The 22,147-nt window shown below is 62.8% G+C and carries 21 protein-coding genes; 16 read left to right on the plus strand and 5 right to left on the minus strand.

Features of this window, described 5'->3' with window-relative positions; genetic code table 11:
* Window positions 1–4: 4 nt before the first annotated feature.
* From NKI67_RS05490 to lepB, 4 genes are all read left to right on the plus strand, one after another.
* Window positions 5–889: a F0F1 ATP synthase subunit gamma gene (locus NKI67_RS05490; RefSeq protein ID WP_352644653.1), complete on the plus strand. Its 885-nt coding sequence runs from the start codon at window positions 5–7 to the stop codon at window positions 887–889.
* A 67-nt stretch (window positions 890–956) separates the two neighbouring features.
* Window positions 957–2,522, plus strand: coding sequence for a F0F1 ATP synthase subunit beta (gene atpD / locus NKI67_RS05495; protein ID WP_023678097.1), 1,566 nt, complete (start codon window positions 957–959; stop codon window positions 2,520–2,522).
* A 118-nt stretch (window positions 2,523–2,640) separates the two neighbouring features.
* A complete protein-coding gene (locus NKI67_RS05500; protein ID WP_023678096.1) occupies window positions 2,641–3,048 on the plus strand; it encodes a F0F1 ATP synthase subunit epsilon in 408 nt (135 codons plus the stop codon).
* 90 nt (window positions 3,049–3,138) lie between these two features.
* The gene (gene lepB, locus NKI67_RS05505) at window positions 3,139–4,113 is read left to right on the plus strand and encodes a signal peptidase I (protein WP_502909321.1); all 975 of its coding nucleotides are present in this window, start codon (window positions 3,139–3,141) and stop codon (window positions 4,111–4,113) included.
* Window position 4,114: 1 nt separating this feature from the next.
* On the opposite strand, the gene uxuA is transcribed toward lepB, so the two are convergent.
* Both uxuA and NKI67_RS05515 read right to left on the minus strand, forming a co-directional pair.
* Window positions 4,115–5,293 (minus strand): mannonate dehydratase, encoded by a 1,179-nt coding sequence (uxuA, locus tag NKI67_RS05510; protein ID WP_352644655.1) that lies wholly within the window; start codon window positions 5,291–5,293, stop codon window positions 4,115–4,117.
* On the minus strand, window positions 5,290–6,816 hold the full coding sequence (locus tag NKI67_RS05515; protein ID WP_352644657.1) for a mannitol dehydrogenase family protein: 1,527 nt from the start codon (window positions 6,814–6,816) through the stop codon (window positions 5,290–5,292). Before NKI67_RS05515 ends, uxuA begins: the two co-directional genes overlap by 4 nt.
* Window positions 6,817–6,991: 175 nt before the next feature.
* On the opposite strand from NKI67_RS05515, the gene uxaC reads away from it, so the two are divergent.
* The 9 genes from uxaC (at window position 6,992) to recQ (ending at window position 16,328) form a co-directional block, all read left to right on the plus strand.
* Window positions 6,992–8,401 carry a glucuronate isomerase gene (gene uxaC, locus NKI67_RS05520; RefSeq protein ID WP_352594363.1) on the plus strand — a complete coding sequence of 470 codons (1,410 nt, stop codon included), beginning with the start codon at window positions 6,992–6,994 and terminating at the stop codon, window positions 8,399–8,401.
* A 37-nt stretch (window positions 8,402–8,438) separates the two neighbouring features.
* Window positions 8,439–9,416: a TRAP transporter substrate-binding protein gene (locus NKI67_RS05525; protein WP_352594362.1), complete on the plus strand. Its 978-nt coding sequence runs from the start codon at window positions 8,439–8,441 to the stop codon at window positions 9,414–9,416.
* 103 nt (window positions 9,417–9,519) lie between these two features.
* Window positions 9,520–10,047, plus strand: coding sequence for a TRAP transporter small permease (locus NKI67_RS05530; protein WP_023719697.1), 528 nt, complete (start codon window positions 9,520–9,522; stop codon window positions 10,045–10,047).
* Between the two features lie 4 nt (window positions 10,048–10,051).
* Window positions 10,052–11,332 (plus strand): TRAP transporter large permease, encoded by a 1,281-nt coding sequence (locus NKI67_RS05535; RefSeq protein ID WP_023678089.1) that lies wholly within the window; start codon window positions 10,052–10,054, stop codon window positions 11,330–11,332.
* Window positions 11,333–11,342: 10 nt separating this feature from the next.
* On the plus strand, window positions 11,343–12,119 hold the full coding sequence (locus NKI67_RS05540) for a FadR/GntR family transcriptional regulator (protein WP_352618125.1): 777 nt from the start codon (window positions 11,343–11,345) through the stop codon (window positions 12,117–12,119).
* 28 nt (window positions 12,120–12,147) lie between these two features.
* Window positions 12,148–13,005 carry a 5-dehydro-4-deoxy-D-glucuronate isomerase gene (gene kduI / locus NKI67_RS05545; RefSeq protein ID WP_352644659.1) on the plus strand — a complete coding sequence of 286 codons (858 nt, stop codon included), beginning with the start codon at window positions 12,148–12,150 and terminating at the stop codon, window positions 13,003–13,005.
* On the plus strand, window positions 13,002–13,769 hold the full coding sequence (kduD, locus tag NKI67_RS05550; RefSeq protein WP_352644661.1) for a 2-dehydro-3-deoxy-D-gluconate 5-dehydrogenase KduD: 768 nt from the start codon (window positions 13,002–13,004) through the stop codon (window positions 13,767–13,769). Before kduI ends, kduD begins: the two co-directional genes overlap by 4 nt.
* A gap of 24 nt (window positions 13,770–13,793) precedes the next feature.
* Window positions 13,794–14,132: a cupin domain-containing protein gene (locus NKI67_RS05555; RefSeq protein ID WP_352636897.1), complete on the plus strand. Its 339-nt coding sequence runs from the start codon at window positions 13,794–13,796 to the stop codon at window positions 14,130–14,132.
* Window positions 14,133–14,492: 360 nt separating this feature from the next.
* Complete coding sequence (gene recQ / locus NKI67_RS05560) at window positions 14,493–16,328, plus strand: DNA helicase RecQ (protein ID WP_352644663.1); 1,836 nt, start codon at window positions 14,493–14,495, stop codon at window positions 16,326–16,328.
* 45 nt (window positions 16,329–16,373) lie between these two features.
* Here recQ and NKI67_RS05565 read toward each other — a convergent pair whose 3' ends face one another.
* A complete protein-coding gene (locus NKI67_RS05565) occupies window positions 16,374–17,444 on the minus strand; it encodes a DUF1186 domain-containing protein (RefSeq protein WP_352644665.1) in 1,071 nt (356 codons plus the stop codon).
* A 69-nt stretch (window positions 17,445–17,513) separates the two neighbouring features.
* Here NKI67_RS05565 and NKI67_RS05570 point away from each other — a divergent pair, with 69 nt between their 5' ends.
* Window positions 17,514–18,662 (plus strand): hypothetical protein, encoded by a 1,149-nt coding sequence (locus NKI67_RS05570; protein ID WP_352644667.1) that lies wholly within the window; start codon window positions 17,514–17,516, stop codon window positions 18,660–18,662.
* Here the strand turns inward: NKI67_RS05570 and NKI67_RS05575 are convergent.
* Both NKI67_RS05575 and NKI67_RS05580 read right to left on the minus strand, forming a co-directional pair.
* The gene (locus NKI67_RS05575) at window positions 18,659–18,877 is read right to left on the minus strand and encodes a hypothetical protein (RefSeq protein WP_245274746.1); all 219 of its coding nucleotides are present in this window, start codon (window positions 18,875–18,877) and stop codon (window positions 18,659–18,661) included. The genes NKI67_RS05570 and NKI67_RS05575 overlap by 4 nt on opposite strands.
* Window positions 18,878–19,087: 210 nt before the next feature.
* Window positions 19,088–20,005 (minus strand): alpha/beta fold hydrolase, encoded by a 918-nt coding sequence (locus NKI67_RS05580; RefSeq protein ID WP_352644669.1) that lies wholly within the window; start codon window positions 20,003–20,005, stop codon window positions 19,088–19,090.
* A gap of 724 nt (window positions 20,006–20,729) precedes the next feature.
* On the opposite strand from NKI67_RS05580, the gene NKI67_RS05585 reads away from it, so the two are divergent.
* Window positions 20,730–21,329, plus strand: a complete 600-nt coding sequence (locus tag NKI67_RS05585) for a TetR/AcrR family transcriptional regulator (protein ID WP_352594355.1) — start codon at window positions 20,730–20,732, stop codon at window positions 21,327–21,329.
* Window positions 21,330–21,407: 78 nt separating this feature from the next.
* Entirely contained in the window at window positions 21,408–21,983 is a 576-nt protein-coding gene (locus NKI67_RS05590; RefSeq protein WP_352644671.1) for a DUF308 domain-containing protein, read from the plus strand.
* Window positions 21,984–22,147 lie beyond the last annotated feature (164 nt).

A 22,147-nucleotide genomic window follows, 5' to 3' on the forward strand; every position in this document is an offset into this window, starting at 1 on the left:
AAGCATGCCTTCGTTAAAAGACCTTCGTAACCGTATCGCCTCGGTCAAGGCGACGCAGAAGATCACCAAGGCGATGCAGATGGTCGCCGCGGCGAAGCTGCGTCGCGCGCAGGAAGCGGCGGAAGCGGCGCGTCCCTATTCGGAGCGCATGGGCGCGGTGCTGGCCAATATCACCCAGGCGATCGGCGGCGGCGGCGATGCCCCGGCGCTGATGACCGGCACCGGCAAGGACGACGTGCATCTGCTTGTCGTCTGCACCGCCGAACGCGGTCTGTGCGGCGGGTTCAATTCGCAGATCGCCCGCTTTGCCCGCGACCACATCCGCAAGCTTCTGGCCGACGACAAGCAGGTCAAGATCATCTGCGTCGGCAAGAAGGGGTTCGACATATTGCGCCGCGACTACGGGGCGCTGATCATCGAGCGTGTCGACCTGCGCGAGGTCAAGACGCTGGGCTTCGTCAATGCCGATGCCATCGCCAAGAAGGTGATCCACCTGTTCAACGAAGGCGGCTTCGACATCTGCACGCTGTTCTATTCGCAGTTCAAGTCGGTGATCAGCCAGATCCCGACGGCGCAGCAAATTGTCCCGGCGGGCGCGCCTGCGGCTGGCGCGGAAGTGAAGGACGGCGGCAGCGCCGTCTACGAATACGAGCCGGAGCCGGGCGAAATCCTCTCCGATCTCATCCCGCGCAACATTTCCGTGCAGGTTTTTCGCGCGCTGCTCGAGAATGCTGCCGGCGAGATGGGCGCCAAGATGAGCGCCATGGACAATGCGACGCGCAACGCCGGCGACATGATCAACAAATTGTCGATCACCTACAACCGCCAGCGGCAGGCGCAGATCACCAAGGAATTGATCGAAATCATTTCGGGCGCCGAGGCGCTCTAGGCACGCCCACAAGGAGGTCATCGACCTCAAGCGTGCGAGAAACAAAGAGACGAAAAGGGTAAAGACGATGGCGAAAGCAGCGACCCCGAAGACGGCAGCCCCTAAGGCCGCGGCACCAGCGAAGGCTCCGGCAGCAGCAAAGGCCGCTCCGGCCAAGAAGGCGGCAGCAACCAAGGCCGCCGCTGTGAATACGCCGGCCGCCACCATCAAGAAAACCGGCCTGGCAGGCAAGGTTCGCCAGGTCATCGGCGCCGTTGTCGACGTGCAGTTCGGCGAACATCTGCCGGCGATCCTGAACGCGCTTGAGACGATCAATGTCGGCAATCGCCTCGTGCTCGAAGTGGCCCAGCATCTCGGCGAGAACACGGTGCGCTGCATCGCCATGGACTCGACCGAAGGTCTGGTTCGCGGCCAGGACGTCTATGACACCGGTGCACCGATTACCGTGCCGGTCGGCCCGGGCATGCTCGGCCGCATCATCAACGTCATTGGCGAGCCGGTCGACGAGGCAGGCCCGGTCGACGGCATCGAGATGCGCTCGATCCACCAGCCGGCGCCGACTTATGTCGAGCAGTCGACGGAAGCGCAGATCCTGGTCACCGGCATCAAGGTGCTCGACCTGCTGGCCCCCTATGCCCGCGGCGGCAAGATCGGCCTGTTCGGCGGCGCCGGCGTCGGCAAAACGGTGCTGATCCAGGAACTGATCAACAACGTCGCCAAGGCGCATGGCGGCTTCTCGGTGTTCGCCGGCGTCGGCGAGCGCACCCGCGAAGGCAACGATCTCTATCATGAGTTCATCGAGTCCGGCGTCAACAAGAAGGGCGGCGGCGAAGGCTCCAAGGCAGCGCTCGTCTATGGCCAGATGAACGAGCCGCCGGGCGCGCGTGCCCGCGTCGGCCTGACCGGGCTGACGGTTGCCGAATATTTCCGCGACCAGGGCCAGGACGTGCTGTTCTTCGTAGACAACATCTTCCGCTTCACGCAGGCGGGCTCGGAAGTGTCGGCGCTGCTCGGCCGCATTCCTTCGGCCGTGGGCTACCAGCCGACGCTGGCTACCGACATGGGCGCGCTGCAGGAGCGTATCACCACGACGACCAAGGGTTCGATCACCTCGGTGCAGGCGATCTATGTGCCGGCCGACGACCTGACCGACCCGGCACCGGCGACCTCGTTCGCCCACCTCGACGCGACGACCGTGCTCAACCGCGCGATTTCGGAAAAGGGCATCTATCCGGCCGTCGATCCGCTCGATTCGACCTCGCGCATGCTCGACCCGATGGTTGTCGGCGAAGAGCATTACCAGGTCGCCCGCCAGGTGCAGTCGATCCTTCAGCGTTACAAGTCGCTGCAGGACATCATCGCCATCCTGGGCATGGACGAGCTGTCGGAAGAGGATAAGCAGACCGTGGCCCGCGCCCGCAAGATCGAGCGCTTCCTGTCGCAACCCTTCTTCGTCGCCGAAGTGTTCACCGGCGCACCGGGCAAGCTGGTCGACCTCGCCGACACCATCAAGGGCTTCAAGGGCCTTTGCAACGGCGATTACGACCATCTGCCGGAGGCCGCCTTCTACATGGTCGGCGGCATCGAGGAAGCGGTCGAGAAGGCACAGCGCCTGGCCGCCGAAGCGGCCTGATGGTGAATGGTCAATAGTGAATTGTGAATGGGGAGTAGCGGATAGGAAATCGGGGCTGAGTGAAGGTCATTCTTTCTGACCGTTCACCATTCACCATTCACCAGTCGCTAAACTGATCATGCCTGAAGCTTTCAAATTCGAACTGGTCTCGCCGGAGCGCCTCTTGGTTTCCGAGCAGGTCGAATCCGTCGTCATTCCGGGCGCCGAAGGCGAGATGACTGTCATGGCGCATCACGCGCCGGTCATGACCACAATCAAGCCGGGCGTCGTTACGCTGAAGACCGCGCAAGGCAAGGAAGAGCGCTATGTGGTGTTCGGCGGCTTTGCCGACATCGTTCCGGCCGGCTGCACGCTTCTGGCGGAATCGGCGGTAGCCGTCGGCGACATCGACCGCGCCGACCTTGCCCGCCGCATCCAGGAGGCCAGGGAAGACGCCGCCGACGCCAAGGACGACCAGACCCGCAGCAAGGCCGAGCAGTTCCTCAACCAGCTTACGACGCTTGAAGGTGCGCTGTTGCCGGCGTGAGTTCCGGTCAAATGACTAACTGAAAAAGCGGGCTTGCCCCGCTTTTTTGTTTGGTGGACAGTCTGGCTGCCTTGGCGTGGGGGGTGGCCGATGACAGAACAAGCAGTGCAACAAGAAACTATCTCGCGATCCAGATGGTCGACGGCCCTGGTTTCGGCCTTTGGCGGCCCGTTTGGCGGGTTCCTCTGGATCGGCAGCGGCAAACTGGCGGTCGCCAGCCTGGTGGTGATCAGCGTCGTCGTTTTCGCGCTTATTTACATTGGCTTTCCGGTATTGCCTGGCGTCGATCTTGCTTGGTGGGCCAATTTTTCAGGGATCGGTTTGATGGCCCTGTGGGCAGCGATCGTTGTTCCCTTCGCGCACCGGTTCAAGCCGGACAGATGGTACGCGCGTGGGCTTTCGGTGCTGGTGCTCGTCTTTCTGACCTCGTATCCGGCTGCATTCGCAATACGCGCGTTCCTGCTCCAGCCTTTTTCGATTCCCTCCAGCAGCATGGTGCCGACGTTGCAGGAAGGCGACTATCTCTTCGTCTCCAAAATGGCATACGGCTACAGCCGCTACAGCGTGCCGTTCAACTTGCTTCCCGTTGATGGACGTATATTCGGCGCGGAACCCAAAAGGGGAGATGTGGTTGTCTTCAAGTTCCCGCCCGATCCGAGCGTGGACTACATCCAGCGGATTGTCGGCCTTCCCGGCGAGAAGATCCAGATCATCGACGGGGTGCTTCACATCAACGATGTCGCGGTGGGACTCGACGATATTGGTACTTTTTCGTCCGACGAGTTCTCGAGAGCCAAGCTCCAAAGCGAAACCTTGCCGGGGGGTGTCACCCATTCCGTTCTCAACCTCACCGACAACTCGATCGGCGACAATACGCGCGTGTTTGAGGTGCCCGCAGGCCACTACTTCGTGCTTGGCGACAACCGCGACAATGCCTCCGACAGCCGGTTCAGTGTCGGGTTTGTCCCCTATGAAAATCTGGTCGGCAAGGCCGTGCGGCTGTTCTGGAATTCCAAAGGCGTCGACTATTCGTCCCGACAAATATTGGATCCGTCAGGCAAATAGCTCAAACTGTCAGTGCCTCTACTGCTCGCATGACGCCGCGCAGTTCGGCGAGGCCCTTCAGCCGTCCGATGCAGGAATAGCCGGGGTTCACCTTCTTGCCGATGTCGTCGACGATGGCATGGCCATGGTCGGGACGCATCGGCATCTGCCAGTCCGCCCTGCCTGCCGCCTTGCGCCGCCGCTCTTCGCCAATCAGCGCCGACACGACCGCCACCATGTCGGTGTCGCCGTCGAGGTGCTCGGCTTCGTGGAAAGAGCCGTCTGGCTCCTTGGTGACGTCGCGCAGATGGGCGAAATGGATGTTTTCGGCGAAGGCCTTTGCCATTGCCGGCAGATCGTTCTGCGCGCCCGCGCCATAGGAGCCGGTGCACAGTGTCAGCCCGTTTGCCGGCGAAGCGACGGCGTCGAGCAGCGCGCGGGCATCGGCTGCCTTGGAAACGATTCGCGGCAGGCCGAACAGCGAAAAAGGCGGATCGTCGGGGTGGATCGCCATCCTGAGGCCGGCCTCTTCGGCCACCGGCACGATCTCGCGCAGGAAGGCAAACAGGTTTTCGCGCAGGCCTTCGGTGGAGACGTCCTTGTAGAGGTCGAGGGCGCGGCGGAAGCTTGCCCGATCGAAGATGAATTCGCGCGCCGGGACCCAGCCGATCAGGTTGCGCTCCAGCCTTGCCTTGTCGCTGTCGCTCATCCCTTGCAGTCGCACACGCGCGGCCTCGACGCGGGCCGGTGGGTGATCGGCCTCCGCCCCTTCTCGCTCAAGGATGAAGACGTCATAGGCGCAGAGCTCGACGACATCGAAGCGCAGCGCCGTGCCGCCATGCGGCATCGGGTAATCGAGGTCCGTCCGCGTCCAGTCGGTGATCGCCATGAAATTATAGCAGACGGTGTTGATACCGGCGGCGGCGACGGCGCGGATCGAGGCCTTGTAATTGTCGATCAGGCTGCGCCAGTCGCCGCTGCGGGTCTTGATGTCCTCATGCACGACGATGCTCTCGACCACGTCCCAGGTCAGCCCTGCTGCCTCGATCTCGGCCTTGCGCCTGGCGATCTCGTCTGCCGGCCAGGCGCGGCCGTCGTTGAGGTGGTGCAGCGCGCTGACGATGCCGACGGCGCCGGCCTGACGGACATGGGCAAGCGTCACCGGATCGTCCGGCCCGAACCAGCGCCAGGTCTGTCTCATGGCTTCTCACTCCCTATGCCAAGCGCCGCCAAAGCTGCGGCAGTGCCGCCCCGCCGCAGGCGCTCGAGATGGGCTGCCGTCAGATCGATCAGTGTCATGCGGTGGGAATGGTCCTTGGCGAAGCCGGCGAGATCGAATATCGCTGTCACCGTCTCATCAGCCGGCCGGCTGCCGAGCGCCGTAAGCCGAGCGTCGATCGGGTCGGTAAAATGGGCTTCCGGCAAGGTTTTGCCGCGCGCCTCGCAAGCGGCGATCCAGGCCGCCACCACCAGCATGAGATGCGCGGGCGGGTCACCGGCGCCCAGTCGATCGAGGGCCGAGGCGACGATGCGCTGCGGCAGCTTCTGGCTGCCGTCATTGGCGATCTGCGCCGTGCGATGGGCGAGCGCCGTGTTCGAATAGCGTTCGGCGAGCTGGGCCGTGTAGCCGGCCGTATCGAGCCCGGCGTCCTGCGGCAGCGTCGGGATCGCCTCGGCCCATAGTCCGTCGACGAATTGCCGGATCGCCGGATCGGCAAAGGCGCGGTCGACCGTGTCGTCGCCGCTGAGCAGGCCGAGATAGGCGATTGCCGAATGCGAGCCGTTGAGCAGCCGCAGCTTCATGTCCTCGAAGGGCCCGACGTCGCCGACCATGGTGACGCCGAACTTTTCCCAGGCCGGCCTGCCAGCCGGGAAATCGTCTTCGACCACCCATTGGCAGAACGGCTCGGTCATCACCGGCCAGGCATCCTCGACGCCGAGCTCGACGGCGATACGCGCTCGGTCGGCGTCGGTGGTCGCCGGCACGATACGGTCGACCATGCTCGACGGAAACGCGACGCCGTCGGCAATGTGTGCGGCGAGCCTGGCATCGCCTGAAGCGGCGAGCCTGGCATCGCCTGAAGTGGCGAGCCTGGAATCGCGCAGCGCGGCGAATTCGACCAGCAGGCGGTGCAGCGTGGCGCCATTGGCCGGAAGGTTGTCGCAGCAGAGCACGGTGAAAGGCTGGATGCCGGCGGCACGGCGGCGCGACAGCGCTTCGGTGAGAAAACCATGCGCCGTCCGTGGCATTTGCGGGCTAGCCAAATCATGGACGATGTCCGGATGGGTGCTGTCCAAACCGCCGCCGGCTGCTCTCAGATAAGCCTTTTCGGTGATCGTGAGCGTGACGATGCGGGTGCGCTGATCGGTCAGGGCGGCGAGCACCGCAGCCGGATCTTCCGGCGCCACCAGCAGCGACAGGATCGAGCCGACGACGCGCAGCTCTTCGCCGATGCTGCTCCTGATCGCCAGCGTGTAGAGGCCATCCTGCGGCGCCAGTGCGTCGCGCGTGTCAGGACTGCGCAAGGACACGCCGACAATGCCCCAGTCCGCCTCGCCCGCCGCCAGGCAGTCGTCGACATAGGCCGCCTGGTGGGCGCGGTGGAAGGCACCGACGCCGAGATGGACGATGCCAGGTGCGACGCCGCCGCGGTCGTAGCGCGGGGCCGCGACCGAAGCCGGCAGTGCCTTCAGCGTGCTGTTGGAAAGGCGTCTATTGGTCATTGCGCCACGTGTCTGATCGAGATTGTTGGGTCACTGCTGGCAGGCGGCGTAACACCCGATGCCGTCACGCACAATGGGCAATGGCCGACGAAAAGTCATCATACAACAACCAAGTTTTTGTATGTTGACATTATTTCTTTCCAACCGTACCGATGTCCGGATTGGGAGGATTTGCGTGGCCGCATTGACGGATCCGGACTTGCTGTTTGCCGCCGAGGCCCGCCCGCGTTCGCTGGCCCGCGATCTCTATGCCGCGGTCAAGGACCTGCCGATCGTCAGCCCGCACGGCCACACCGATCCGCGCTGGTATGCGCTCAACGAGGCGTTTCCCGATCCGGCGCAGTTGCTGATCGTGCCGGACCACTACATTTTCCGCATGCTGTTCAGCCAGGGCGTTCGGCTTGAGGAGCTTGGTGTGCCGACGCTTGACGGCTCGCCGGTGGAAACCGACGGCAGAACGATCTGGCGGTGCTTCGCCGAGCATTATTACCTGTTCCGCGGCACGCCGACCCGGCTGTGGTTCGACCATGTGCTTGCCCATCTGTTCGGCATCGACGAGCCGCTGACGGCCGCAACCGCCGACCGCCATTACGATATGATCTCGACCTTGCTGCAGTGGGAGAATTTTCGCCCGCGAGCGCTGTTCGAGCGCTTCAATATTGAAGTCATCGCAACGACCGAAGGCGCGCTCGACGATCTCAGATGGCACCAGATGATCCGCGACAGCGGCTGGGAGGGCCGCGTCGTCACCGCCTATCGGCCGGATGCGATCGTCGATCCCGACTTCGAAGGGTTCTCGGCCAATCTCGACCGGCTTGGCGAGATCACCGGCTGCGATACCGGCAATTGGGCCGGCTATCTCGATGCGCATCGCCAGCGGCGCGCCTTCTTCAAGAGCTTTGGCGCGACTTCCTCCGATCACGGCCATCCGACGGCCGAAACCGCCAATCTCTCGGATGCCGCCGCGCAGGAGCTGTTCAACCGCATCCGCCGGGGCTCGGACGACGAGCGCGAGCGAAAGCTGTTCCGCGCCCAGATGCTGACCGAGATGGCCAAGATGAGCCGCGACGACGGGCTGGTCCTGCAGATCCATCCCGGCTCCTGGCGCAATCATTCGCCTTCTATCTTTCACAAGTTCGGCAGGGACAAAGGCTTCGATATTCCGACCCGAACCGACTATGTGACGGCGCTGAAGCCGCTGCTCGACTGCGTCGGGCTGGAGCGCGACCTCACCATCATCCTCTTCACGCTCGACGAGACCAGCTATGCGCGCGAGCTGGCGCCGCTCGCCGGCGTCTACCCGGCATTGAAGCTCGGGCCGGCCTGGTGGTTCCACGACAGCCCCGAAGGCATGCGCCGGTTCCGTGAGATGACCACCGAAACCGCCGGTTTCTACAACACCGTCGGTTTCAACGACGACACCCGCGCCTTTCCATCCATACCGGCCCGCCATGATGTGGCGCGCCGGGTCGATTGCGCTTTTCTGGCGCGTCTCGTCGCCGAGCATCGGCTCGGCGAAGACGAGGCGCACGAGCTGGCGCAGGAACTTGCCTATACGCTCGCGAAAAAGGCGTACCGGCTCTAACGGCGCTTGCCGCCATCGTCCAAACGGGAGGAAACCAATGCTGCATTTTTCAAGACTGGCGGGAGCTACGCTACTTGCCGCCGCACTGCTGGCCGGATCGGCAAGCGCCCAGACGGTCCTGCGCTCGTCCGACACCCACCCGGATGGCTATCCGACGGTCGAGGCGGTCAAATATTTCGGCGAGCTGGTGAAGGAGCGCACGGCCGGCCGCTATGTGGTCGAGATCTATCCTTCCGCGCAACTCGGCGAGGAAAAGGACACGATCGAGCAGGTGCGCACCGGCGTGATCGATCTCAACCGCGTTTCGATGGCGCCGTTCAACGGGCTCATCCCCGAGACCACCGTGCCCTCGCTGCCCTATATCTTCCGTTCGGAAGAGCATATGCACAAGGTCATGGACGGGGCGATCGGCGACCAGATCGCGGCGGCGTTCGACCAGGTCGGGCTGGTGCTGCTCGCCTTTTACGACGGCGGCTCGCGCTCCTTCTACAATTCGAAGAAGCCGATCAACACCGTAGCCGACATGGCCGGCATGAAGTTCCGCGTCATCCAGTCCGACATCTTCGTCGACATGGTGGCGGCACTCGGCGCCAACGCGACGCCGATGCCGTATGGCGAGGTGTATTCGGCGATCGAGACCGGAGTCATCGACGGCGCGGAGAACAATTTTCCGAGCTACGACACCGCCAAGCATGCGGAAGTCGCCAAGTACTATTCGCTCGACGAGCACACGATGGTGCCGGAAGCCTTCGTCATGGCGAGGTCGAGCTGGGACAAGCTGACGCCGGAAGACCAGGCGATCTTCAAGGCGGCCGCCAAGGAAAGCGTCGCCAAGCAGCGCGAGCTGTGGACCGCCAAGGTCAAGGAATCGCGCGCCAAGGTCGAGGCGGCCGGTTCGCAGATCACGACGCCGGACAAGCAGCCCTTCATCGACGCGATGGGGCCGGTCTACGAGAAGCACGTCAAGGACGACAAGCTGAAGGCCATGGTCGAAGCCATCAAGGCCGTGCAGTGATCAAGCGGCGGCGCGGACATTCCGTGCCGCCATCCTCCTGGGGAGAAAACCGGTGACTTCCAGCCCAAGACCAACACCGCTCCTGTCCGGCGTCGCGCAAGTGATGTCGCGCGTCAGCACGGCGGCGCTGTCGATCGCCGGCATCGGGCTGGTGCTGATGACCGCCTTCGTCGCCTGGCAGGTGTTCGGCCGCTATGTTCTGAACCGTTCGCCGAGCTGGACCGAGCCCGGCTCGGTGATGCTGATGAGCTGGTTCATTTTCCTCGGCGCTGCCGTCGGTGTGCGCGAGAACTACCATCTTGGCTTCGACGTACTGCTCTACGTGCTGCCGAAAGGCGGCAAGCGCTGGCTGCGGATGATTTCGGATCTTGTCGCGCTCGCCTTCGGCATCGGCATGATCTGGTACGGCAGCCAGCTGGTCGCATTGACCTGGGGCTCCGTCTTGCCGTCACTCGGCATATCGGGGGGCTGGGACTATGTCCCGCTTGTCGCGGGAGGCGCGCTCATCGTGCTCTTCACGCTGGAGCGCATCGTGCTTCGCCTCTCCGGCGCGCCGATCGACGATGCCCTCGATGAACTGCCGCCGGCCGAAGTCGCGGCCGAACTCGACACCGCCAACGTGAAGGTCTGACGCCATGGAACTGTGGATTCTGTTCGGCGTCTTCACCCTGCTGATGCTTATCGGCACGCCGATCGCTTTCTGCCTCGGCGTCGCAAGCCTGGCCACCGTCCTCTATATGGGCCTGCCGCCGCTGATCGTGTTCCAGCGCCTGAATTCCGGCATGAGCGTCTTTTCGCTGCTGGCCATTCCGTTTTTCATCTACGCCGGCGACTTGATGGTGCGCGGCGGCATCGCCAGCAAGATCGTTGCCTTCGCCGGCTCGCTCGTCGGCCATTTGCGCGGCGGCCTCGGCCAGGTCAACATTGCAACCGCTACATTGTTCGGCGGCATTTCCGGCTCAGCGGTTGCGGAGGCAGCGGCGGTAGGCGGCCTGATGATCCCGCAGATGAAGGCGCGTGGATATGGAGCGGACTACGCCGTCAACGTCACGTCGATGGCGGCACTGATCGCGCTGCTGCTGCCGCCGTCGCACAACATGATCATCTACTCGATCTCGGCAGGCGGAAAGATCTCCATCGCCGATCTGTTCACGGCCGGTATCATCCCGGGCCTGCTACTGGCCCTGTCGCTGATGGTCACCGCCTATATCGTGGCGCGCTCCCGCGGCTATCCGACCGAGGCGTTTCCGGGCTTCACCGCGGTCGCGCATCTTTTCGCCGTCGCCGTGCCCGGCCTGCTGCTGATCGCGATCATCTTCGGCGGCGTGCGATCGGGCGTCTTCACCGCCACCGAGAGTTCCTGTATCGCCGTCATCTATGCGCTGCTCGTGACCGTCTTCGTTTACCGGCAGATGACCTGGGAAGGGTTCGTTCATGCCACCCATGGCGCCGTGCGCACCACGGCCATGGTGCTGCTCATCATCGGCATGGCGGCGGCGTTCTCGTGGCTGATGGCCTTCCTGAAAGTGCCGGCAGCGTTGATAGCCTCCATGAACGCGATCTCGGACGATCCGCTGGTTGTGCTTCTCCTGCTCAACCTCTTGATGCTGTTCCTCGGCACGTTCATGGACATGGGGCCGACGATCATCATTTGCACGCCTATCTTCCTGCCCGTGGCGCAGGCCTACGGCGTCGATCCGGTGCATTTCGGCGTCATCATGATCCTCAATTTCGGCATTGGGCTGAACACGCCGCCGGTGGGCGCAGTGCAGTTCGTGGCATGCGCAGTGGGCAAGATATCCGTCTGGGAATCGATGCGCTCGATCTGGCCATTCTATGGCGCAGGCCTCGTGGTGCTGGCGCTCGTCACGTACATTCCGGCCATTTCGCTATGGCTGCCGAGCGTCTTCAAATAGGGGGTGCGACATGGCATCGGACACTGCCGTCGGGCTCCGCGTCGAACGAAGACCGAAGCTTTCGGAAACCGTCGTCGCGGCGATCCGCAAGCAGCTGCAGGCGGGCGAGATCCAGCCTGGGCAAAAGCTGCCGACCGAGGGCCAGCTGACGGAAACCTTCGGGGTCAGCCGCACCGTGATACGCGAGGCGCTGGCCAAGCTTGCCGCGGACGGCCTGGTCGAGCCGCGCCAAGGCGCCGGCGTTTTCGTCACCGAACATATCTCGACAGCGTTCGGTGCTCTGGCAGCGGAGATGGGCAGCAAGGATTCGATTGCCCTCAACGTGCTCGAAGTCAGGTTGGCGATCGAGATCGAATCCGCCGGGCTCGCCGCCATCCGGCGCAACGCCGCGCAGGAAGCGGCAATCCAGGAAGCCTTCTTCGAGTTCGAACGGCTGCTCCTCAACAGCGAGCCGACTGGACCGGCCGACCTTGCCTTCCACCGCGCAATCGCCAGCGCCACCAACAATCCGTTCTATGTCGAGATGCTCGACGTGCTCGGCCGGCGCGCCATTCCTTGCGATGTGACCTCGCCCTGGTCGACCGAGTTCGCACAGTCCGACGCCTACCAGCGCGGCCTGCAGCGCGAACACCTGATGATCCTCAACGCCATCTCGGCAGGCGATGCCGAAGCGGCGCGGGAGGCGATGCGCGCGCATCTCGGTGCCAGCCAGCAGCGCTATCGCGAGCGCCTGCACGCGCGCCAGATTTTTTATGCCGACTCGGTCAAGGCCGCGGCAACTGAATAAGCAATTGAGGCAGCCCCATGGGACAGCAATGAATCACACTGACAATCATACGGATTTCACCTCCCGCTTCGCCATCGACCCTGTTTCTGCCGCGGCGATGGGCACGGACGAGCTCCGTCACAATTTTCTCATCGAAGGCCTGTTCCGGCCCGGCAGCATCAGCCTGACCTACACCCATTACGACCGCATGATCATCGGCGGCGCCATGCCCGCCGGCGCACCGCTGCCGCTGCAGGCGATCAAGCCGACCGGGACCAAGAATTTTCTCGACCGCCGTGAGATGATCATCGTCAACATCGCCGGTGCAGGCGTCGTGAAAGCCGGCGGCCAATCCTACGAGCTGCAGGCGCGCGACATGCTCTATCTCGGCATGGGCACCGATGAGGTGTCGTTCGCTGCGACCAATCCGGCTGAGCCGGCTAAGTTCTACCTGCTCAGCGCGCCGGCGCATCAGGGCCACCCCAACCGGCTGATCCGCATCGGCGATGCCAAGCGGCTCGATCTCGGCAGCCAGGCGACTTCCAACGAGCGCTCGATCTTCCAGTTCATCCATGCCGATGGCGTAAAGACCTGTCAGCTTGTCGTCGGCATGACGCAGCTTGCCCCCGGTTCCGTCTGGAACACCATGCCATGCCATGTGCATGACCGGCGCATGGAGGCCTATCTCTATTTCGACCTGCCGGAGGCGGCGCGGGTGTTTCACTTCATGGGCGAACCGGACGAAACGCGCCATCTCGTCATGCGCAACGAGGAGGCGGTGCTGTCGCCGGGATGGTCGATCCATTCGGGCGCCGGCACCTCGAACTACGCCTTCATCTGGGCGATGGCCGGCGACAATGTCGACTATACCGATGTCGACCTGGTGGCGATGGAGGAGCTCAAGTGAGCGACCTCTCTGCGTTCAGCCTTGCCGGCAAGCGCATCCTCGTTACCGGCGCCAATACCGGCATCGGCCAGGGCATCGCCGTGTCGATCGCGCGCGCCGGTGGCGCGGTGGTCGGCGTCGGCCGGTCGGCGATGGACGAGACGGCGGAGAGGATTGAAGCGGCCGGCGGGCGCTTCGAGGCGGTCCGCTGCGACCTTGGCGACGATGCCGCCGCCCAGGCGATGCTTGACCGCGTCTGGGACGACACCGGGCCGCTCGACGGCCTGGTCAACAATGCGGGCATCATCCGGCGTGCCGATGCGGTCGACCTCACCGAAGCCGACTGGGATGACGTCATCGGCGTCAATCTGAAGACGGTGTTCTTCCTCAGCCAGAGTTTTGCCAGGCGCGTGCTTGCCGAATCTGGACGGCGCGGCAAGATCGTCAACATAGCTTCGGTGCTGAGTTTCCAGGGCGGCATCCGCGTCGCCTCCTACACCGCCTCCAAACATGGCGTGCTCGGCATCACACGGCTGCTGGCGTGCGAATGGGCTGCAAAGGGGATCAACGTCAACGGCATTGCGCCCGGCTATATCGAGACCAACAACACCGAGGCGCTGCGCACCGATCCCGACCGCAGCGCTTCGATCCTGGCGCGCATTCCGGCCGGCCGCTGGGGCGCGCCGGAAGACATCGGCGACGCAGCCGTCTTCCTGCTGGCGCCAGCGTCCAACTACATGCACGGCGCGGTGGTGCCGGTGGACGGCGGCTGGCTGGCACGATGAACAACAAAAGGTGAGAGTTTGGCGATGACCGGAACCAAAATCTTCTCGCATGCCGGCGAGGCTGCGTGGACGCCGACGCCGGATGGCAACCGCAGGCGCGTGCTCCTGCACACGGATGAACTGATGATGGTCGAATTCGGTTTCGACAAGGGTGGTGTCGGTGCATTGCACTCGCACCCGCATGTCCAGGCGAGCTACGTCGCCGAAGGTCGCTTCGAAGTCACCATCGACGGCAGGACCGAGGTCCTGGAAACCGGCAGCAGCTTCATCGTTCCTTCCAACCTTGTCCATGGCGTCAAGGCGCTGCAGGCGGGACGGCTGGTCGACAGCTTCACGCCACACCGCGCCGATTTCCTCGACTGAGCTGCGGGCCCGAAGATCAGGCAGCCGGTTCTCAGAAAAAAACCCGCGCCTCCGGAGAGACGCGGGCGTGTTGCCTGGGCGCTTGTGGCGCCGCGGTACTCAAAACATCACCGCAGAACCTGAACCTGCCGAATGATAGTGAAGATAGGATTAACCGCTCCGAGGCGGTGCGATATTCACAGCCAAAGCGAATAGGGGCTGGAACGACGGTCTGATATCGGCCAATGAGAGAGAAGTTCGCCTCAGGCGGTGCCGCGGACAGGACCAGAGGGGTCGATAAATGTTCGAATCTGCTGTCCAGGCAATCACCTGGCGATTCGCCGGGGAATTTCGGCAGGTCGTATCCCCGAAAGTTCTGTAATGCAGGTAGCAGCGAGCATCCCGGCAGAGGATTCCAAGCGGCGCGTCCTGAAGGATGTATTCGGCTTCGATGATTTTCGTCTCGGCCAGGCGGCCGTGATGGAGGCGCTGCTGGCCGGGCATCATGTGCTGGCTGTCATGCCGACCGGCGCCGGCAAATCGCTCTGCTACCAGGTCCCGGCGCTGGTGCTGGGCGGGCTCACCATTGTCGTTTCGCCGCTGGTGGCCCTGATGCAGGATCAGGTCGCCGCATTGCGCCTTGCCGGCGTGGCGGCCGATACGATCAATTCCTCGCTCGACCGCGACGCCAATGTCGCTGCATGGCGCCGTGTCGCGGCAGGCCAGACGCGCCTGCTCTATCTTGCACCGGAGCGGCTAATGACGGTGCGAATGCTCGAGGCGTTGACCAAGCTCGATGTCCGGCTGATCGCCATCGACGAGGCACATTGCATCTCCCAATGGGGACCGGCGTTCCGGCGCGAATACGAAGAATTGTCGAGACTACGTGATATCTTCCCGAAAGTGCCGATCATTGCGTTGACGGCGACGGCGGACGAGACGACGCGCACCGACATTGCCGCGCAACTGTTCGACGGGCGCGTCGATACCGTGGTGCTCGGCTTCGACCGGCCGAACATCAAGCTAAGCATTGAGCCCAAGCAGGACAGCAAGCGCCAACTGCTCGGCTTCGTGCAGCGCCATGCGGGCCGCAGCGGGATCGTCTATTGCCTGTCACGCAAAAAGACCGAAGAGATGGCGGCGTTCCTCGAGCGGAACGGCGTACGCGCGCTCGCCTATCATGCCGGCATGAGCAAGGACGCGCGTGAAGCGAATCAAAATGCTTTCATGACCTTGTCCGGCGTGGTGATGGTGGCGACCATCGCCTTCGGCATGGGGATCGACAAGCCGGACGTCGCCTATGTCTTCCACACCGACCTGCCGGGCAGCTTGGAGGCCTATTATCAGGAAATCGGGCGGGCGGGCCGCGACGGGCGGGCGGCCGAGGCACATATGCTCTTCGGTCTCGGCGATATACGCATGCGCCGGCTTTTCATCGAAGACGAGGATGCGCCGGCTGAGCACAAAAGGCGCGCGCATGGCCGACTCGATACGCTGATCGGTTATTGCGAGACGACGCAGTGCCGCCGTCAGATCCTGCTTGGCTATTTCGGCGAAAGTGCTTCGCCTTGCGGCAATTGCGACAACTGCCTCGACCAGGCGCCGCATGCGGATGGTGAGGCGGAGGCACGGCTCATCCTGGCGGCGATCGCACAGACCGGCGAGCGCTTCGGCGTCGCCCATGTCGTCGATGTCCTGCTCGGCCATGAGACCGAGAAGGTCCTGGCCAGGAACCACCACAGGCTTGCCAGCTTCGGCACCGGTGTGGCGCATAAAAAGAGTTTCTTGCTGTCGCTGCTCCGCCAACTCGTCGCGGGAGGGTTCCTGACATTGGACCCAGCCGGCCATGGCGGCCTCGCCATTGCCGAGAAGGGCCGTGCGCTGGCTCGGGGCGAGGCCTCGTTCCGGTATCGCGTGGACGCGCGCCAGTCATTGCGAGGCAAGATACGTCCTGAGGATGCCGCAGCGGGCACGGAAGGTCTGGATTCGGCGCTGCTGGCCGCGCTCAAGGCTGTGCGGCTGCGTCTTGCCCGGGAACGCCAGGTGCCGGCCTTCGTGATCTTTTCGGATCGTACACTGATCGATATGGCCGAACGCTGCCCGCGTGATCTGGACGCCTTCGCCGCGGTCAACGGCGTCGGCGCCGCCAAGCTCAAGGATTTCGGCGAGATATTCCTCGGCGCGATCGCTGCGCATCAATCCGGTGGATCGGCGTGAGGGTAGCCAAAAATCAAACTCGCAATTGCGCGACACTGCAACAGGTTAGTTTGCCAGGCAGCATTTCTTTGCTTTCTTGCCGCTTCCACAGGGACACGGATCATTGCGTCCGACATGGCGCCAAGGATTTGTGACCGGCGCTGTCAATCTCGACAACTCGTCGAGCCAAGTTTGTTCCGGCAAGGGCGATTGCCAATCTTCCTCGCCAAAATACTCAAGGTGGCTGGTCCATTCCAACGCTTCAAGCACGTCGTCGATATAGCCGAGAGCGGCGCGCTCGAATCGATCGATGTCGTTTGGGCTTTGCTCGGCGGCCAGGAGATCGTCTTCGAAATCGCGGCGGTCGATTACCCCTTCGGGGATGCGGCCGTCGTTCCATGCGCTGTGAACAAGTGACGCCAGATCGCGCAAGCCAAGCAGGGCGATCGCCCCCAGCCAGGCGATCCAGGCGAAATCGTCGTCATCGGCCAGCCTCTCGGTGTGGAATCGCTCGAGAAAATCTCGCATTCGGTCACGCTTGATGCGGCCTTCCCAGGTCAGGAAGGTCGCTGCGCCCAAAACTGCATCGCGGACGAATTCATCGACGGAGCGGTCGCTGATCAAGCTGAACAAAGCGTCGGCGTCGCCATCAAATACGCCGGCGACGATACGCGCCATGCTCTCGGTCACCACGTCGCCGAGCAGGTCATCGAGGTCGCGTCCCGGCCGGCGCAGCAGGCGCAACAAGGGCCCGAACGTTCTAGTGTCGCGAGCGCCGCCCAGAATGTAGATGCCTCGCAAGAGCAGCATCTGATCATCCCGCGACAGAGCCTCTCCTTCGGCCGCTCTTGTGACGACGGCACGCAGCGCGGGAGCCGATTCTTCAATCCTCGCTATGCAGTGAATGATTGCGACATCCGGCAATTGCTGCTCGTTTGCCACGGCATGTAGTTGATCTTCTATCGGACCGAGATCGAAGCCGGGCTTGCCCCGGCCAAGGACGGAGTCCAGTTCTTCCTTCTTCATGGCATCCTCGCTGCCGTTCGCGCTTGCCAAATCTACGACAGGCCGGCTGCCTTTCAACAGTTCGTCCGCACAAACGGCAAATTCCTGTGCAGAAAGTGCCAGACGGGGCAAGTTCGATCTCGACACAGCTCTATCCTGAACTGACCTGTGGGACGAGGATCGGCCAGCAGCCAAGCAACCATGAGCGAATATCAATACTACGAGTTTCGGGCGGTCGACCGCCCACTCAGCGAAGCGGATCGCCGGGACTTGCGCGATTTGTCGACGCGGGCGCGGATTACGGCCACGAGCTTCACGAATTTCTACGAGTGGGGCGACTTCAAAGGCGATCCGGTCGCGTTGATGCGGCGTTGGTTCGATCTTCATCTCTATTTGGCGAATTGGGGCACCCACCGGCTGATGATCCGGTTTCCAGCGCGATTAATCGACCGGCAGCGTCTCGAGGGATTCCTGCATGCGGGCGATTGCCTCGAGATCAGCACGTCCGGCGAGAACCTGATCGTCGACATCCTGTGCGAAGAACTGGAACCTGCGGACGATTGGGATAATTGGGACGACGACTCGCACTGGCTCGAAGCACTGGCGCCGCTGCGCGCCGACGTGCTCGGCGGCGATCTGAGGCTTTTCTACCTGCTGTGGCTGAAGGCGGCCGAGATCGGTTCCGTCAAGCCGGACGAGGCGGAGCCTTTGCCGGGGATCGGCCCGATGACGCCCGCGCTCGACGCTTTCGCGCGCTTCTTTCAGCTCGACGCCGACCTCGTCGCTGCGGCGGCCGAGCGTCCCGCCGGCACGAGAACGGAATTGTCGCCGGATATGGTCCGGCGTTCAGTCGGCGCCTTGTCCGATCATGAAAAGACGACGCTGCTCGTTCGTCTCGTCGACGGCGATCGGCATGTTGAAAACGAGCTTCGGGCGTTCGTCCGGAATCGCTCGATGTTGAAAGTCTCTGTTGGAAGCCCCATGGCCACTGTTCCGCGCTCGGCCGGCGAACTGCGAGCCCGTGCCGAGGCGATCCGTCAGGCCCGCGAGCGCGCGCAGGAGGAGCAACGAGAGGCTGAAAGAAAACGGCAGGCGGCGGAAGAGGCGCGCGCCCGCCGTATTCGGCTCGATGCGCTCTCGCGGCGCGGCGAAAGCGTCTGGCGTGAGGTGGAGAGCGAGATCGAACGCCGCAACCCTCCCGGCTACGATGAGGCCGCCAGCCTTCTGCTCGACCTCAAGGCAATCGCCGAGGAATGTGGCACGACCCACGATTTTGCTCGCAGGCTGCAGGCGATCCGCGATCGGCATATCCATAAGAGGCGTTTTATCGAACGGCTAAGAGACGATTAGCACCGGCTTCGTCTCGCTGCGGCAATCGCAGCCTCCTGCTGCCGCAAGCGCTCGATCTTCGCACTCTGGCGGGCAGCTACGGTCGAGGCGACACGCTGCCCTCCCAACAGCCAGCCCGGAATGTTGGTGTGGACGACTTTGCCACGAGCGATGGCTGTCGCCGACATTTCGTCGGCGACAGCGCCCATCGCCACGTTGAGCTCGACGCAACTCATCTTGTCGTATTTCGCAGCATCAAAGGATGCCGGCAAAGGCGATGCGCAACTTCCGACAAACATGAGGCTGCATATCAGAGGCGCGGCCGTGGAGATCGCCTTCATTCCCTTATCAAGCACGTTGATGCCGGACAGGCGGATTTCCGGAGGGTTCTCGATCTCAGGCCGCGAAGCGCTCCCGAGGTTCCGCGTAACTGAAGCATGTGACCTCTACAATACTCTGTGCTGACCGACCTGTTTGTCTTCAAAGAATTCCGAGAGAGCCGCTGCCGTCTTGTCGGGGTGCTCTTCCGGGAAAAAGTGCCCGCCTTGGACAGCGCGTCCTGCCACTCTGTCGGCCCATTTCCTCCAGATGGCCAGCGGCCCGCCTTCTTGCGCATACCAGTTCTCCAGGGCGCCTTCGCCACTCCATAGCGCCAGTAGCGGACAGTCGATGTGACGACCGTTTGCGTGGTCCAACGCGTCATGTTCACGATCGATCGTCGCAGCGGCGCGATACTCTTCGCAGATGGCATGAATATGCGCGGGATCGCGAAGCGCATCAACATAGGCGTTCCTGACCTCTTTGGAGACCATTTTCGCTGACGATCCCCACTGCGTTATTGCATCGTCGACGACGGCATCGGGAGCCGCGCCGATCAGACGCTCCGGCAGGGGCTCCGGCTGGGCAAGAAGGCTCCAGGGCCAGAAGCCAAGCGCCAGTCTGGCATCCGCCCGATCCCATGTTGCGGCGGTGGGGATGATGTCGAGGACGGCGATCTTGAGCACTTTGTCGGGATGGTCCAGCGCCAGGCGATAGGCAACCCGCCCGCCACGATCATGCCCGGCAACCATGAACCGCTCAAACCCCACTTGCTTCATGGCCTGAACCATGTCGCCGGCCATGGCGCGTTTGGCGTATGGGCTATGATCGGCAGAGGAAATCGGACATCCGCTTTGCCCATAGCCTCGAAGGTCGGCGGCGACCACCGTGAAGCGGGGCGCCAAGGCTGCGGCGATATCCCTCCACATCAGATGCGTTTCTGGAAAACCGTGAAGAAGCAGCAGCGGCGGACCGGTGCCTCCGACCCTTGCGAAAATCGTCGTATCGTCCAGTCGTAGGCTGGTGGCTCTGAAACCTGCAAACACCGTCAGCCTCCTCCGCGCCCTTAGGAAAGCTCCCTAAGGGCGCTAACGGCCGCCTGAGGCGAAAACCCCGGCCGCGATGGCCAGGGTTCAAGCCGGCCAGTTGCTAGAATCGAAACCAGACCCAAACGCGCCTGCGGAAGCACCGCCTGCGCCGATAGCCATTTCGCCAGTAAACGCGACAGACCCTTCTCCAAGCGCGCCGGCGGCGCCGGCGCGGCCGGTGCCACCGGCGATGATAGACTGGTTGCAACTCTGCTTGAGTTTCGTCGTCGTCGAAGGTCTCGACATCCGGCGCCTCGAGTTCATCGAGAATGCCGCTTCTGGCAGTTGGAACGCCGGCCACTGCGTTGATTGGCCGAACTGTGCTTGCAAGGGCCGCGGCCCCGGCAATGCCAAACATTCCTGTCAAAAATAGTCGCCGATCCATGGAAACCTCCCAGTCTTCAACCAGCGATAGAACAAGCTAACGATGGGGAGATAGCGCAGTCGGTGCAAACGCCTAGTGCTGCACGGCGATTAGCGGTGGTCCGGTCGGCCGGAGGCTGTTGCCTCGTCCTCGAAGTGGGATGGCTACCTCGATCGACAAACACCCGGAGCTTTCTGAATGGATGGCGGGCCGAAAACAATGAAGATCGAATGACGTCTACGCCATAGCCACGCAATTTCACGCTACTCGCGTTGCAAGGAGGCTTGACTGCCATCCTACCAGAAGGTAGGTAAAAGCATGAGCAACTTGTCTACCACCTCTGATGACATCCTGGCTTGTGCACGCTCACTGATCGTCGCTGGCGGCTACAACGGTTTCAGTTATGCCGACATTGCTGAAGTGGTCGGGATCCGTAAGGCGAGCATCCATCACCATTTCCCAAGCAAGGTCGATCTGGTTCGGACGCTGGTTGCGCGGTATCGCGAAGAAACTGAAGCGGGGATGGCAAATGTCGAACTTCACGAATCCGATCCGCTCGAACAGTTGCGGATCTATGCCGGGTATTGGGAAGCCTGCATCGCGAACGCCAGCGCCCCGTTTTGTATCTGCGCGCTGTTGGCAAGCGAGCTCCCCGTGCTGCCCAAGGAAGTTGGCCTTGAGGTCCGGGCGCATTTCCGCTCGCTGTCGGCTTGGCTGACATCGGTGATGGAGCGCGGTGCGCGGCACGGCCAATTTCGACTGATGAGTACCCCTCGTGCCGAGGCTGAAGCGTTCATGGCGACCGTTCACGGCGCGATGCTTTCAGCACGGGCCTATGACGATCCGAAGATATTCGGCGTCGTGACAGGCCCGCTCCTGGAGCGGCTCGCTCTGCGTTCCCTCCAGATACGACCCTAAGACCTCAACTAACCATAGGCGTAACGACTCTGCGACGTTCGTCGAGAGTCCCTACCTACTAGTCGAAAGGACGATCCAATGACGGTTCACAATGGCGATCTTTCCCGCGCCAGCCAGGAACAATGGCTCAAGCTCTATTACTTCGCTCGGACGGCGTTCTCGGCTGCCTGGGTGGCGGCTGCCTTTACGGTGGGACAGAATTCCGGGGTGGTCGCGGCGGTGTTACTCGTGGCTTATCCTGCGTGGGATGCCCTGGCCAATTTTGTCGACGCATCGCGCAGCGGAGGATTGGGACAGAATCGCACCCAGGCCATCAACGTCGTGGTCAGTGTGGCGACAACGCTCGCGGTCGTTGTTGCGCTGAAGATGAGCATGAATTGGGTGCTGGGCGTGTTCGGCCTATGGGCGATCCTGTCCGGCCTGCTTCAACTCGGCACCGCCGTCCGCCGTTGGAAGAGCTCTGGTGCGCAGTGGGCGATGGTCCTGAGCGGAGGGCAATCAGCACTGGCAGGCACGTTTTTCATCGCGCAGGCGCGGATGCCGATGCCGCCATCGATCACCAACGTGGCCGGCTATGCCGCAGTAGGCGCCCTCTACTTCCTTGTTTCGGCGGTGTGGCTGAGCGTGAGCCAATTGTGGCGGAAGGCTGCATAGGCCCGCGATCTTAAGCCATTACCGGCGCGATGAGAGATGCTGTTACCTATGGGTCCGGGTTGGACACCATTCCGAAGTGGATAGTGTGCTGAAGGTTCTGCAAAAAGTTTTGGAGAGAGAACGGGGCTTGCTCTGAGGGGCGAGCGGCCATGGCACGGTGGTGA

Source organism: Mesorhizobium sp. M0408 (assembly GCF_040321495.1).
Classification (GTDB): domain Bacteria; phylum Pseudomonadota; class Alphaproteobacteria; order Rhizobiales; family Rhizobiaceae; genus Mesorhizobium.